At 63.1% G+C, this 15,008-nt stretch carries 11 protein-coding genes; 7 read left to right on the plus strand and 4 right to left on the minus strand.

Annotated elements, in window-relative coordinates; translation table 11 throughout:
* Positions 1 to 25 precede the first annotated feature (25 nt).
* The 4 genes from KSS90_RS14795 to KSS90_RS14810 form a co-directional block, all read right to left on the minus strand.
* Positions 26 to 661: a LysE family translocator gene (locus KSS90_RS14795; protein ID WP_217866157.1), complete on the minus strand. Its 636-nt coding sequence runs from the start codon at positions 659 to 661 to the stop codon at positions 26 to 28.
* A gap of 98 nt (positions 662 to 759) precedes the next feature.
* Entirely contained in the window at positions 760 to 2,097 is a 1,338-nt protein-coding gene (locus tag KSS90_RS14800; RefSeq protein ID WP_217866158.1) for an MFS transporter, read from the minus strand.
* A 43-nt stretch (positions 2,098 to 2,140) separates the two neighbouring features.
* Complete coding sequence (locus KSS90_RS14805; protein WP_217866159.1) at positions 2,141 to 3,682, minus strand: class I adenylate-forming enzyme family protein; 1,542 nt, start codon at positions 3,680 to 3,682, stop codon at positions 2,141 to 2,143.
* A 3-nt stretch (positions 3,683 to 3,685) separates the two neighbouring features.
* On the minus strand, positions 3,686 to 4,864 hold the full coding sequence (locus KSS90_RS14810) for an acetyl-CoA acetyltransferase (RefSeq protein WP_038706289.1): 1,179 nt from the start codon (positions 4,862 to 4,864) through the stop codon (positions 3,686 to 3,688).
* Positions 4,865 to 5,004: 140 nt separating this feature from the next.
* Between KSS90_RS14810 and KSS90_RS14815 the strand changes: the two genes are divergently transcribed.
* The 7 genes from KSS90_RS14815 to mapR all read left to right on the plus strand — a co-directional run bounded on the left by KSS90_RS14815 (position 5,005) and on the right by mapR (position 14,959).
* Entirely contained in the window at positions 5,005 to 5,577 is a 573-nt protein-coding gene (locus tag KSS90_RS14815) for a LuxR C-terminal-related transcriptional regulator (protein WP_217866160.1), read from the plus strand.
* Between the two features lie 91 nt (positions 5,578 to 5,668).
* The gene (locus KSS90_RS14820; RefSeq protein WP_217866161.1) at positions 5,669 to 6,169 is read left to right on the plus strand and encodes a sigma-70 family RNA polymerase sigma factor; all 501 of its coding nucleotides are present in this window, start codon (positions 5,669 to 5,671) and stop codon (positions 6,167 to 6,169) included.
* 10 nt (positions 6,170 to 6,179) lie between these two features.
* On the plus strand, positions 6,180 to 7,115 hold the full coding sequence (locus tag KSS90_RS14825; protein ID WP_217866162.1) for a FecR domain-containing protein: 936 nt from the start codon (positions 6,180 to 6,182) through the stop codon (positions 7,113 to 7,115).
* A gap of 110 nt (positions 7,116 to 7,225) precedes the next feature.
* The gene (locus KSS90_RS14830) at positions 7,226 to 9,709 is read left to right on the plus strand and encodes a TonB-dependent siderophore receptor (protein WP_217866163.1); all 2,484 of its coding nucleotides are present in this window, start codon (positions 7,226 to 7,228) and stop codon (positions 9,707 to 9,709) included.
* A gap of 694 nt (positions 9,710 to 10,403) precedes the next feature.
* A complete protein-coding gene (locus KSS90_RS14835) occupies positions 10,404 to 11,861 on the plus strand; it encodes an alpha/beta fold hydrolase (RefSeq protein ID WP_217866164.1) in 1,458 nt (485 codons plus the stop codon).
* A gap of 242 nt (positions 11,862 to 12,103) precedes the next feature.
* On the plus strand, positions 12,104 to 13,510 hold the full coding sequence (ccoG, locus tag KSS90_RS14840) for a cytochrome c oxidase accessory protein CcoG (protein WP_217866165.1): 1,407 nt from the start codon (positions 12,104 to 12,106) through the stop codon (positions 13,508 to 13,510).
* A 39-nt stretch (positions 13,511 to 13,549) separates the two neighbouring features.
* Positions 13,550 to 14,959, plus strand: a complete 1,410-nt coding sequence (gene mapR, locus KSS90_RS14845) for a GntR family transcriptional regulator MpaR (protein ID WP_217866166.1) — start codon at positions 13,550 to 13,552, stop codon at positions 14,957 to 14,959.
* The last annotated feature ends 49 nt before the right edge of the window (positions 14,960 to 15,008 follow it).

Raw genomic sequence — 15,008 nt, forward strand, 5'->3', positions numbered from 1 at the left:
GAGTCTACCTATCGGAAACGTTGGTTCAGGCGGTCTTGGCCTGAACGGTGAACAGGCTGGCCCCCAGCGTCATGAACGACACGCCGAACAGGCGATTCATCAGGCGAGCGCGGCTCGGTGCCGCCAGCTTGCACTTCAGGACCTGGGCCAGGGTGACATAGAAGGCATGGGACAGGACCGAGCACAGGGCGAAGGTGCCTACCAGCAGGCCGAGCTGGCCATGGGCACCGCTGCCCGTGCCCATGAACTGCGGCAGGAAAGCGGCGAAGAACAGGATGGCTTTCGGGTTGGTCAACGCCACCGTCACGCCGTTGAGCATCAGCCGGCGGTTGCTGACCAGGGCCTTGACCGGTTGCTCTAGCTGGTCAAAGGCGCTGCTGCGGCTTTTCCACTGTTTGACGCCGAGGTAGATCAGGTAGCTCGCGCCCACCACCTTGAGCAGCAGGAAAGCGCTGGCCGAAGTCTGCAGCAATACCCCGAGGCCCGCACTGGTGGCGGTGGACACCACCAGCAGCCCGAGCGCGTTGCCCAGCGAGCCGAGCATCGCCCGCCGCGGCCCGTGCGACAGCGAGTTGGACAACGCCATGATGACACCCGGGCCTGGCGACAAGGTCACCACCATCGAGACAACGACAAATCCGAACCAATCGTGCAGCGACATCCTTGTACATCCTCGGGCCGATTACATGAGGCGGCGACTGTAACAGAATGCCGCCCCGCTCCGGAATTGGCGCTGCGCCTGATAGCCCCCCTGCTACATCACGCCTGAGAATCCGCCAGCGCCGTCCCCACCGGCCGTTCTTGCGTCGGTGCATGGTTGCAGGCCACGAAATCCTCCTGGCGCAGCACCACCAGCGCCACCAGTGACGCCACGCCGGTGCCCACGTAGAAGTACCAAGGCGCGGTGATATCCCCGGTCACCTTGATCAGCCAGGTGGAGATCAGCGGCGCGCTGCCGCCGAATACCGCCACCGGAATGTTGTAGGCCATGGCGATGCCGGTGGAGCGGATGCGCGTCGGCAGCAGCTCGCTCATCAGCGCGTAGGTCGACGACGCATACAACCCGAACAGGATCGCCACCGCCATCAGCGGCCAGAACAGGGTGGCCGGTGTGGCGCCCGGCGCGGTCTTGAAGAACCAGTACATGGCCAGGGTCGCCAACGTGCCGATCACCATCAGGAACGGCTTGCGCCCGTAGCGATCGGTGAAGGCGCCGCCAAACGGCATCACCAGCGCCGCCGACAGGCTGGCGACGAACACATAGAGCAAGGTGGTGCCGCTGTCGAACTTCAGCGTGTTGGACATGTAGGTCGAGGCGAAGGTCAGCACCAGGTAGAAGATCGAGCTGTGCAGGGTGATGATGAAGAACACCAGGGCGATCGAACGCTTCCACTGCCACACCTCGCGCAGCGGCGCCTTGGAGGTCTGCCCGGCTTCCACCAGGGCGAGGAACTCCGGGCTGTCCTCGAGCTTCAGGCGAATGTACAGCGAGATGAAGCCCAGAGGGCCGGCAATCAGGAACGGAATCCGCCAGCCCCAGTCCTGCATCAGCTCGGCGCCCAGGGCCCAGGTCATGCCATTGGCCACCGCGCCGCCCAACAGCAGCCCGAGCACCGCCGTGACCATCAGCCAGCAGGTGGCGAAGCCTCGGCGGCCGGGGCCGGCGTATTCGGAGATGAAGCTGGTGATGGTGCCGATCTCGCCCCCGGCGGAGAAACCCTGCACACAGCGGATCAGCACCAGCAGCACCGGCGCGGCGATGCCGATGCTGGCGTAGGTCGGCAGCAGGCCGAGCAGAAAGGTGGAGCCGGCCATCATCACCAGCACCGTGATCAGCGTGCGGCGGCGGCCGATCTTGTCCGCCAGCGGGCCGAAGAACAGCCCGCCCAGGGGGCGGATGAAGAAGCTCAGGGCAAAGGCCGCGAAGCTCGCCAGCAGGCTGCTGGTAGGGTCGTCAGAGACAAAGAAGGCCTTGCCGATATACAAGGCCAGGAAGCCGTAGACGCCGTAGTCGTACCACTCGATCAGGTGACCAGTGGTGGCGCCGATGAAAGCCCGGCGCCGTTGGCGCTGGGTGTTGGCGGGTGACATGCCCATGCGGGTAACTCCTGTCGTGTCGCTTTCCATGAAATGTCGCGGCTCAAGCGCTGCCGAGCGACCCGTCCGGGTCTTGCAGCCATTGGCGCAACTGGGTCTTGAGAATCTTGCCATAGCTGTTTTTCGGCAGCTCGGCGCAGAACAGGTACTTCTTCGGTTTTTTGAACGAGGCCATGCGCGCCAGGAACCACTGATTGAGTGCCTGGGAGTCGAGGCTGCCTGCCGTGCGCGGCACGACGAAGGCCACCACCGACTCGCCCCACTCGGCGTCGGCTTCACCCACCACGCAGGCTTCGAACACTTCGGGGTGCTGGATCAGCACTTCCTCGACCTCGCGGGGGTAGATGTTGCTGCCCCCGGAAATGATCACGTCCTTGCTGCGGTCGGTCAGCGACAAGTAGCCCTGGCCGTCGAGAAAGCCGATATCGCCGGTGTGCAGCCAGCCATCCACCAGGGCCGCCGCGGTGGCCTGGGGATTGTCCCAGTAACCCTGCATCACCACTGGGCCGCGCACGACGATCTCTCCTGCCTCGCCGGTCGCCGTCTCCCGGCCCGTGCCATCGACCACGCGCACCTCCACGCAGGCCTGGGCCCGGCCAACGGAAGCGGCGATGGCCGGCCAGCCAGGGTTGCCACGGTCGGCGATGGCCTCGCGGGACAATGCACTGATGGTCATCGGGCATTCGCCCTGGCCATAGATCTGCACCAGGCGCGGGCCGAAGGTATCCAAGGCATCCACCAGGTCCGCCAGGTACATCGGGCCGCCGCCATAGACGATGGTCTTGATGCCTTCGCCGGCATAGCCCTGCTGACGCGCATGCTCGACCATGCGCTTGACCATGGTCGGCGCGGCGAACAGGCTGACCTGCCCCAGCGATCGCGCCAGGGTGAACAGCTCCGCCGCCTGGAAACCACGGGACAGGGGCATCACGTGCCGGGCGCCGCAGCGCACGTGGATGAAGTTGTACAGCCCCGCGCCGTGGGACATCGGCGCGGCATAGACCACGGCGTCATCGGCGGCTACCGGGTCGACGTCCAGCGGATAGCACAGCGACATGGCAATCAGGTTGCCATGGGACAGCATCACGCCCTTGGAACGCCCGGTGGTGCCGGAGGTGTAGAACAGCCAGGCCAGGTCGCTGTCCAGGCGTGGGTGCGGCGCCTGCAGCTCATCGCTGGCCGGCAACCCCGGCATGCGCTGGACAGGCGTGGCCAGCTCGCGACAACCGTTCGGCAATGCCAGGTCGGCGAACAGCTGGCCCTCGTCGGTGAAGATCAGCCGCGCCCCGGCATTGCCGGCGATCCACGCGGCTTCCAGGGCGTGTAGTTTGTGGTTGATCGGCACCGCCACCGCACCGCACCACCAGATCGCATAGAGCAGTTGCAGGTAGTCGCAGCTGTTCTTCATCAACAGCGCCACCCGCTCACCCGGCTCGATGCCATGCACGTGACGCAGCTCCAGCGCCCGTGCCCGCACCTGGGTGGCAAACATCCGGTAGTCGGCGATCTGCCGCATCCCCTCGAACAACGCCGGCCGCCCAGGCCAACGCTGGGCCGCATCCTGCAACCAATGGGCGATGTTCATGGCTCAGACCCTGACGGCTTGCAGCACGCTGGCGTAGTTGGCCACCGCCATCCCGCCCATGTTGAACAACAGGCCGAACTCGGCGTTGGGCACGCCTAGGCCGATGGGCTTGCCGGTCAGCTGGGCGAAGCCCAGGGCATGCATCGACACCCCGGTTGCCCCCACCGGATGCCCCTTGGCCTTGAGCCCGCCGGACAGGTTCACCGGCAAGCGCCCACCCTGGCGCACGATGCCGTCGTCCAGGGCGCGGTGCCCCTCGCCACGCGGCGCCAGGCCCATGGCTTCGTAGATCAGCAGTTCGGCGATGGTGAAGCAGTCGTGCACCTCGGCGAAACTCAGGTCGTTGAGGGTCACCCCCGCCTCGCGCAGCGCCCCGTGGATGGCCCGCTGCGGCCCCTCGAAGGCCAGCATGTCGCGACGCGACAGCGGCAGGAAGTCATTGACCTGGACCATCGAGCGGATCGCCACCTGGCGCCGCATCGAACGGGCGCGGGCGGGCGAAGCCAGGATGATCGCCGCAGCACCGTCGCTGATCAGCGAGCAGTCGGTCAGGCGCAGGGGCGCCGCGATCAGCGGGTTGCTCGGCGACACCTGGTTGCAGTGCTCGAAGTCCATCACCCGGTGCATCTGCGCCAGCGGGTTGGCCATGGCGTTGGCGTGGTTCTTCACCGCGATCGCCGCCATCGATGCCAGTGGGCTGTGGTAGCGCTCGGTGTATTGCTGGGCAACCTGGCCGAACAGCTGGGCAAAACTCAGGCCGGCCTCCTGCAAGGCGTTCTGGTAACCGGCACCGGCCAGTGCCCGGGTGACCTCGACCGTGCTGTTGCCAGTCATCTTCTCCGCGCCGACTACCAGCACCAGCTCGGCGGCGCCGCTGCGGATCGCGTTGATCCCGGCCTGGATCGCCGCCGAGCCCGAGGCGCAGGCGTTCTCGCAGCGGGTGGCGGGCTTGAAGCGCAGTTGCGGGTCGGCCTGCAGCATCAGCGAGGCGGGGAAGCCGTCGGCCACCAGGCCCGAGTTGAAATGGCCGAGAAACAGCGCGTCGATCTCGGCGGCGTCGATGCCTGCATCCTGCAAGGCATCACGGGTAACCTGGACGATCAGGTCTTCGAGGTTCAGGCCATCCAAACGACCGAAAGGGCTGTGCGCGGCGGCGACGATGGCGACGGAATCGTGGAACATGGTGTTTTCTTCTGTCCTTGAAGCGGGTATTGCATACAATGTGTCAGCACCCGAATCCCACGCTAGTTGGGGCAACTACGTACACGAGTAAGTAGTGAGCCTTACGGGGCATGACCATAAGCACCGAGGCAGGAAGCCTGATGACCGTACCCACCCACGCCTCCCCGGACCTCGAGCGCCTGGCGTTCCAGGTGTCACCCGCACCCCAATTGATCACCGGGCATCGGCGCATGCTCGACTGCAACGAGGCCTTTGCCCGGCTGTTCGGCTACACCCGCGAGGAACTGCGCGGGCACCTGACCTTGCTGCTCTACCCTTCCCAGGCCGACTACCAGAGCATCGGCGAGCGCAGCGAGCACTGTTTGCGCAACGGGCTGGGCGCCTTCTACTCAGACGAGCGCTTCATGCAGCACCGCAATGGCGAGGTGTTCTGGGCCCGGGCCCAGGGCTTCACGCTGACCACGGACGATCCGTTCAAGCTGATGGTCTGGCATTTCGAACGGCTCGACCGGCAGCCGGCGCCCGCGGTGCAACTGACGCCGCGGGAGCGGCAGATTTCATCGCATATCGTCAACGGGCTGACCTGCAAGGAAGTGGCGCGGCAGCTGGGGATATCGCACCGGACGGTGGAGGTGCATCGGGCGCGGCTGATGAAGAAGTTGCAGGCCAAGAACAGCGCGGAGCTGGTATCGAGGATAATTTTCATCAGTTGAGCTGGGTGCGACAGACCAGCCGGACCTTGCAATCCCCCCGCCACCCCGAGACAATGCGAGCAATTACCATTTACATCCTGGATCCCGCTCTATGTCGACGCTCGACCGCTCGGCGCTTCACCAGCTGTACTGCGAAAACAACAGCTGGCTGAAAAGCTGGCTGCGCGCACGCCTGGGCAATGCCGCCGATGCGTCCGACCTGGCCCACGACACCTTCCTGCGGGTGATGACTGCCCGCAACCCGGGCCCCATTCGCGAGGCGCGCAGCTACCTCAGCGCCATTGCCCGCGCACTGTTGATCGACAAAGTCAGGCGCCGCGCCATCGAGCAGGCCTACCTGCAGGCCCTGGCCTTGCGCCCGGAGCCGGTCGAAGTGTCGCCGGAGACGCGCCTGTCGATCATCGAAATGCTGGTAGCGGTCGATGCACTGCTCGACGAGCTGGGCCCCAGGACCCGTGACATCTTCCTTGCGGTGCAACTGGAAGGCCTGACCTACGCGGCGGTCGCCGAACGCTTCGATGTATCGATCACTACAGTGAAGAACCACCTGATCCGGGCCATGACCCGCTGCCTGCTGGTGGTCGACAATTGAGGGCCGGCCAGTGGACCTGAAGACCCTCGAGGCAGCCGCCACCTGGTACGTGCAACTCAATGACGGTGATGCCGACACAGCACGGACCCAGGCCTGGCGCGATTGGCTGGCCGCGAGCCCCGCGCATGCCGAAGCCTGGGCGCGGGTGGAGAAACTTCAACGCCAGTGGTCAGCTCTGCCGCGCCAAGCCGCGCTGTCGGGCCTGGGCGCGGCCCAAGCGCAGCGCCGCGAGGTGCTCAAGGTGCTGGGCCTGCTACTGGCAGTCGGTGGCGGTACCTGGTTGGCCAGCGAGCAGGTGCCCTATCGCGCCCTGCTCGCCCAGCAGCGCACCGGCAGCGGTGAACGGCGCTCGCTGCACCTGGACGACGGTTCACAGCTGGAGCTGAACGTCGACACCGCACTCGACGTACGCTTCGACGCCCAGGTGCGGGCGATCCAGTTGTATCGCGGCGAGATCCTGATCAGCACCGCCAGCGATGCCACCCACCGCCCGTTCATCGTGCATACCGACAACGGCAGCGTGCGTGCGCTGGGCACGCGGTTCAGTGTGCGCCAAACAACGCAGCAGACGCAGGCCGGCGTGTTGCAGTCAGCCGTCGAGATACGCCCGCTACGCCACCTCGACCAGGTGTTGCGCCTGGACGCCGGCCAGCAGGCCGGCTTTGACCGCGACGCGATCGGCCACGCCCAGGCCCTGCCTGCCGATTCCGCGGCCTGGGTCCAGGGCATGCTCAGCGTGAACGACTGGCGCCTGGGGGATTTCATCGCCGAACTGGGCCGCTACCGCCCCGGCGTACTGCGTTGCGCGCCTTCCATCCAGGGCATGCGCATTTCCGGCTCATTCGCCATCGATGACACCGATATCGCCCTGGCGAACCTGCCGAAATCCCTGCCAGTGAAGGTGTACTACCTGAGCCGCTACTGGGTGAGCGTCGAGCCTGCCTGAACCCGATGCAAAAAAAGTTTTTCGCAATCTTGCTGATTTCGATTCTCGTCCGTCCATGACACAAGCCGCGACGACAGCGACTTTCCGCCATGACACGCAAGGATCACCCAATGCCCCTGCTCCAGCCCAGCACCCGCCTGCGCCACGCCATCCACCGGTTCACCCTCGGCCTGTCCCTCGCCACCGCGCCTGGCCTGATGTTCGCGCCGATCGACGCCCTGGCCATCAGCCAGACCGCCTACCACATCGCAGCCGGCCCCCTGGGCAACGCCATCACCCAGTTCGGCGTGCAGGCGGGGGTGACCATTTCGTTCGACACCGAGCAGACCCGCCATCTCTCCACCCCTGGGCTCGACGGCAGCTACAGCGTTGAGGAAGGCCTGCTGCGCCTGCTCGGCAGCAGCGGGCTGCAAGCCCAGCGCCAGGGCAATGGCGGCTATGTGCTGGTCCCGGCTGACAATGGCCCCGCGATGGAGCTGGGGCCGTTGACCATCGACGCCAACCGCCTCGATGCCACCAGCGAGGGCACCCAGTCCTATGCAGCGCGGGCGGTGACCATCGGCAAAGGCGTGCATACGCTCAAGGAGACACCGCAGTCGGTCACGGTCATGACCCGCAAGATGCTCGACGACCAGAACCTCAACACCCTGGAGCAGGTGCTCGACAAGACCCCCGGCATCACCGTCTACGACTCGCCCATGGGCGGCAAGTACTTCTACTCCCGTGGCTTCAACCTCGACGGCCAGTACCAGTACGACGGCGTGCCGCTGGACGTGGGCGGCAACTACGTGCAGGCCAACAGCTTCTCCAGCGACATGGCCTTCTACGACCGGGTCGAGATCCTCAAGGGCGCGGCCGGCATGATGAAAGGTTCCGGCTCATCGGCAGGTGGCGTCAACTTCGTGCGCAAGCGCGGCCAGGACAAAGCCCAGACCACGCTGACCCTTTCCGCCGGCACCTGGGACAATTACCGTGGCCAGGTCGACGTGGGCGGCCCGCTGAACGAGTCGGGCACCGTGCGCGGCCGCGCCGTGGCTACCCTGCAGGACCGCCAGTACTTCTACGACAATGCCAAGCGCCAGGATCAGGTGCTGTACGGCGCCCTCGACTGGGATGTTACGCCCGACACCACCCTGGGCGTCGGCCTGGCCTATGAGGACGTCGATGCCTCGCCCTGCTACCACGGCCTGCCCCGCTACGCCGACGGCAGCGACCTGAAGTTGTCGCGTTCCACCTGCCTGGGCGCCAGCTGGAACGACCAGCAAAGCCAGCGCACCACCGGTTTCGCCGACCTCAAGCACCGCTTCAACGACGACTGGAGTCTGAACTTCGCCTCGGTCTATACCCACAACAACCAGAACATCGAGTACGGCTACGCCGAGGGCGCGGTGCCGGTCGGTGCCGGCAGCGCCGCTATCCGCCGCTACGCCGGGCGGTTCGACTATGACCAGGACGACTACGGCTTCGATAGCTACCTCGACGGCAAGTTCGAGGCGTTCGGTCTGCAGCACGAACTGATCGTCGGCGCCAACGCCAGCCGCCAGCAGACCCACGACTACTTCGCGCTGATGGGCCTGAGCGGCACCCAGAATCCGTTCGACCCGTCGCCGGCCTTCCCGCACCCGTCCAAGGACGCATTCCTGACCGCCCCCAGCCGCGGCGGCAGCGTTCCCACCGACTCCACCACCACCCAGTACGGCACCTACGCCACCCTGCGCCTGAAGCTGGCCGAGCCGCTGACCCTGGTGCTCGGCTCACGAGTGAGCTGGTACCGCAACAAAAGCGATTCCTATACCCAGGCCTGGGACTACTGGGTGCATAACCGCAGCCAGGAAAACGGCCAGGTCACGCCCTTCGCCGCGGTGCTCTATGACCTCAACGATGAATGGACCGCCTACGCCAGCTACGCCGATATCTTCCAGCCGCAGAGCAACCTGGTGAATGCCCAGGGCCAGGCCCTGCAACCGAAAACCGGCGCCAACTACGAGCTGGGCATCAAGGGTGAACTGTTCGGCGGCGCGCTCAACACCGCCTTCAACCTGTTCCGCACCATCGAGGAGCACCGCGCCGAAACCGACTTCGTCGACACCTGCAAGGGCTCGGGCGACCAGTACTGCTACACCGACAGCGGCAAGGTGCGCGCCCAGGGCTTCGAGGCCGAGGTCAGCGGCTCGCCCATCGAGCGCCTGCAACTGCTGGCAGGCTACACCTACACCCAGACCAAGTACCTGAACACCATCAACCAGACCGACCCGACCGAGCTCACCTTCACCTCCAGCTTCATCCCGCGGCACATGCTCAAAGTCTGGGGCGACTACCAGCTTGCCGGCGCGCTCGAGCGCTGGACCGTAGGGGCCGGGGTATCCAGCCAGAGCGAGAACTTCCGCCGCCAGGGCAACCTGAGCATCGAGCAAGCGGGCTACACGCTGTGGAGCGGTCGCGTACAGTACCGCCTGGACGAACACTGGAGCCTGGCACTGAACGGCAACAACCTGCTGGACAAGCGCTATTACTCGACCGTGGGGGCCACTGGCTGGGGTAACTACTACGGCGAGCCGCGCAACTTCATGCTGACGCTCAAAGGCAGTTTCTGACCGGTGCAAGACGGGGCGGCCCTGCGCGCGCCGCCCCTGGCGTTTTCACACCTTCTTCTGAGCTTGCGCCGCCTGATCAGGCAGCGTTCCTATGCTCGCGAGAAAGTCCCCGCAAGCAGTTGCTAGTAAGTAGCGGAAAGCCAAAGTGAGCTCAACAGCGCAGCTTACCTACTGATGTTGTTGGCTTAGTGAACAGTCCGCCAGCAAGTGCTGGTTGGCAGCGTACTTAAGCTAAATCAGTGTGTTGCGCACTAGGCCGAATGGCAAGTTCATGGGGTCTGCCGCCGTCGAAACAGGGCATGATAACAGGCCGAGTTACGCACCTTGCACACGCCGCGGTCGCGCTCTAACCATCCAGCAATTTACTCCGGCGCCCCTGCAGTTCAAGGTTGCAAGCACGGCCTGCGCTGCTGTTAGGTTACTTGCCATTTTGGTTCATCGTATTTGACATCGCTCCTGTCTCTGCCATCCTATTGGCATAGTGCCACCATGACAGGGGTTTTTATGCAATCTCTCCTGCAGGTCGAACCCCACAAAGTCATTCTCTGAAAGCTTTCGTGGATTGTAACAACCTGATTAAGCATGACCATGCTTACATTAATCCTTCATCGCCTGGTGTTTCACTGCCATATCGTCAAGTTATATAACTTTGCCCGGATCCTGATATTGATCGACTTTATAGGAGTAGGGACATATGAAAGCCATTGCGGCAAGTGTCATGTCACTGCTTTTCGCGGCAGGATGCGCGACGAATAAAAACGACTCCGCGATTGATGATGTGAACTCGCAAACAAACACTATCTATATAGATAAAAATGGAGAGTTGCTAAATCCTGAAACCGGAAAAAAAGTGTCAGAATCAAAAGATTTTCTGGAAGTTGATAGAGCCGAAAGGAAATATATCTCAGGGATAATTAGTGGATTTAAGTCAGCAAACGAAAAGGCGAAAGGCCAATCAAAAACACTGCGCCTCACTTTATTTGTGCATGGTGGCTTGAATGTTTTTGATGGCGCTACTGAGCGAGCGAGAAAATTTTCCAGGGATATGATCAAAGACGGGCAGTATCCGGTATTCATATGCTGGGATAGTGGCCCATTCACCAATTACTTCGATCATCTATTCAGGATAAGAAAGGGGCTTAGCCGTCCTGTTTTAGGCGGAGTGAGCTCTCCTTTTGTATTTGTGGAAGACGCCGCTCGGTCTGTATCTAGAATTCCGGCAGCAACATACAAAGAAATTGCTGACACTGTAATTGTCGCCAAGGGCGTGGAAACAGTCGATGAAAGAAATTACAAATTGCGAGCAGCGGAACTTGATCATCAGCACTTTTCAGTACACAGCAGGGAGCCTTACACCGGTGTTGGAAACGCATACTGGACTGTTTGGAACCCGGTGAAATTTTTAACTGCCCCTTTCCTAGATGGCCTGGGAACAGGAGCATGGGATTCGATGTTACGTCGCGCCGACCTTGTTCTTACAAAAAAACAGGCATATGAAGGTGAGCTTCCAGCATCTAAGTCTTCCGACGGCGACGATAAGCAGGATGTGCCTCGGTATGCGGATACTGCAGCCACCAAGTTGCTAGCGGAATGGGCTCGAGATAGCAGCCTAAAAGACGTAAAAATAAATATTATTGGCCACAGCATGGGCGCTATAGTTTCTACCGACATTCTTGTGAGGCACCCTAGACTAAATGTAGATAATATTGTTTTCATGGGCGCAGCGGCGCGAATCAAAGATGTTGAGAATGTAATTGTTCCATGGATGCAGAGCGCAAATCATAAAGAAGCCAGGTTTTATAACTTGAGCCTGGACCCTTATCGCGAAATTGGAGAAAATGTATACTATGATTTTTTACCAAGGGGGAGCTTGCTAAACTGGATAGATTTTATATTCGGCTCTGTCAATTCGTACAAAGACCGTACAGCAGGCTCTTGGTGGAATATAGTTAGGACTGCAGAGGATATTTTTCCTGGCGGCGACCCTCAACTTAGACAGCGCGTCCATTTGACTAGATTCCCCATCGGGGGGCCGGAGATGGGCCCGCAAACACATGGCGGGTTTGGGGAGTATTGCTTCTGGCGGTCTAGCTTCTGGAAAAACACTGGTCGCCAACTCAAGCATCCACAGTGTGCAGGCCGCCCAGAATAAAGGGCTGAACATTCCTCAGGAGGCCTCCGTGCTGAATTTTCAGGCAGCAAAGCCGTACCAGCAAAGGTGCGGTGGATAGCCGCAGGCATCTGCATGCCTGCACTCCACGCCCCGAAATACAAGGCCTCAACAAACCAACCCATCATCTGATATGGTTTTTATCTCGATACCTGGACCTGTGCTGAAAACAGATCGCGGGCCATAGTGCCCTGGCCTGATCGAGGCCTGATGAGCGACGAACCATGAGCGACAGAATCCCCTTCCGAGTCATCGAGATTGCCCCCACCACCCACAAGAGCAAAAGCCAGGTGGCCGGTGGCATTCATACACGCAGCTTCACCGGCTTCTACCGCAACCTGCGGATCGCCTTCGCCGGCTTGCTGTTCGTGCTGTTCTTCGGCACCGCCTGGTTGCAATGGGGCGACCGCCAGGCCGTGCTCTGGGATCTGGCCGACAGCAAGTTCCATATCTTCGGCGCGACCTTCTGGCCGCAGGACTTCATTCTGCTGTCGGCGCTGCTGATCATCTGCGCCTTCGGCCTGTTCGCCATCACCGTGTTCGCCGGACGCGTCTGGTGCGGCTACAGCTGCCCGCAAAGCACCTGGACCTGGCTGTTCATGTGGTGCGAGAAAATCGCCGAGGGCGACCGCAACCAGCGCATTAAGCTGGCCGCCGCACCGTGGGGCGTGGAGAAGATCGCCCGGCGTAGCCTCAAGCATGGTCTGTGGCTGGCCATTGGCGTGCTCACCGGGCTGACCTTCGTCGGCTACTTCACGCCGATCCGCCCGCTGGCCGCCGAACTGCTCACCTTCGAGCTGGGTGGCGTGGCCTTGTTCTGGGTGCTGTTCTTCACCGCCGCCACCTACCTCAACGCCGGCTGGCTGCGCGAGGCGGTGTGCATGCATATGTGCCCCTATGCACGGTTCCAGAGCGTGATGTTCGACAAGGACACCCTGGCGGTGGCCTACGACCCCAGCCGCGGCGAAGCCCGTGGCCCGCGCAAGAAAGGCAGCGATGCGCGCAGCCAGGGCCTGGGCGACTGCATCGACTGCACCCTGTGCGTGCAGGTATGCCCCACCGGCATCGATATCCGCGAAGGCCTGCAGATGGCCTGCATCGGCTGCGCCGCCTGCATCGACGCCTGCGACGGGGTGATGGACAAGATGGGCTATGCCCGTGGCCTGATCGGCTACAAGTCCGAACACAATCTGCAAGGCGGCAAGACCCACTGGCTGCGCCCTCGCCTGCTCGGCTACGCCGCCGCGCTGACGGTGATGATCGGCGCCCTGGTGCTCGCCCTGCAGATGCGCCCGATGGTGTCGATGGACGTGATCAAGGACCGTGGCCTGTTCCGCGAGAACGCCTTGGGGCAGATCGAGAACATTTACCTGCTCAAGATCATCAACAAGACTCAGGAACCGCAGCACTATCGCCTGCGCCTGGTGGACGCCGACGGTTTCGAGCTGCATGGCCGTACCGAGTTCACCCTCGCCTCGGGCGAGATGAGCGAATTGCCGGTGTCGGTGGCGATGCTTGCCGACCGGCCGACCAGCAGTTCCCAGGAGCTGACCTTCGAAATCCAGGACAGCGACCAGCCGGGGATCCGCAGCACCGCACGCAGCCGTTTCGTCGCGCCGATGAATCGCTGATCCCTTACACTGACCTTCACCTTGCCTGCCAAAACCATAATGAAACGCTACGAACGATTCGCCGACGACATTGCCGAACTGATCCGCTCCGGGGTGCTAGGCCCCGGCCAGCGGGTGCCTTCGGTACGCTACGCCAGCCAGACCCACGGGGTCAGCCCGTCCACCGTGTTCCAGGCCTACTACCTGCTGGAACGCCGCGGCCTGATTCGCGCCCGGCCACGCTCGGGCTACTTCGTCAACGCCCACGCACCGCGGCCGTTCTGTGAGCCGCAGCCCCAGGCGCCGGCCAGCGAGTCCACCGATGTCGATGTGAGCGGCCTGGTGTTCTCGATCCTCGACTCGATCAAAGACCCACACACCGTGCCGTTCGGCTCGGCCTTCCCCAGCCCGACCCTGTTCCCGCTGCAGCGCCTGTCACGCTCGCTGGCCAGCGCCAGCCGGGCCATGGACCCGCGCATGGTGGTCACCGACCTGTCGCCGGGCAACCCGCAACTGCGCCGGCAGATCGCCCTGCGCTACATGGTGGGTGGGCTGATGCTGCCGATGGAGGAGCTGCTGATCACCAACGGCGCGCTGGAAGCGTTGAACCTGTGCCTGCAGGCAGTGACCCAACCCGGCGACCTGGTAGCCATCGAAGCGCCGGCCTTCTACGCCTGCCTGCAGGTGCTCGAGCGCCTCAAGCTCAAGGCGGTGGAAATCCCGGTGCATCCGCGCGAGGGCATGGACCTCGGCGTGCTGGCCCAGACCCTGGACAAACACCCGGTCAAGGCCGTGTGGTGCATGACCAACTTCCAGAACCCGGTGGGCGCGAGCATGCCGGAGGCCAAGAAGCAGGAACTGGTCGAGCTGTTGCGCCGCCACCAGGTGCCACTGATCGAGGACGATGTCTACGCCGAGCTGTATTACTCGCAGCAGGCGCCGAAACCGGCCAAGGCCTTCGACACCGAAGGGCTGGTGATGCATTGCGGCTCGTTCGCCAAGAGCCTGGCCCCCGGCTACCGCATCGGCTGGGTCGCCGCCGGGCGCTTCGCGCAGAAGATCGAGCGGCTCAAGCTGATGACCTCGCTGTGCGCCTCGATGCCGGCCCAGGCGGCGATCGCCGACTACCTGCAGCACGGCGGTTACGATCGCCACCTGCGCAAGCTGCGCTACGCGCTGGAAGGCCAGCAAGCCAACATGCTCGCCGCCATCGCCCGTCACTTCCCGGCGCAGACCCGGGTCAGCCAGCCTTCCGGCGGCTACTTCCTGTGGCTGGAGCTGCCCGAGCAGATGGACGCGCTGAAGCTGTTCCACATGGCGCTGGCCCAGGGCATCAGCATCGCCCCGGGGCCGATCTTCTCGCCCACCCGGCGCTTCGGCAACTGCATCCGCCTCAACTACGGCAGCCCTTGGGGCGACGGCGCGGAGCAAGCCATGGAAACCCTGGGGCGCATCGTGCGCTCGTTCTGACCTTTGGCAGGCACCGCCCAGGCGGCTATAGTGGCACCACTTCCCGACG

The sequence above is a fragment of the Pseudomonas maumuensis genome, assembly GCF_019139675.1.
In the GTDB taxonomy this organism is placed as follows: Bacteria; Pseudomonadota; Gammaproteobacteria; order Pseudomonadales; family Pseudomonadaceae; genus Aquipseudomonas; species Aquipseudomonas maumuensis.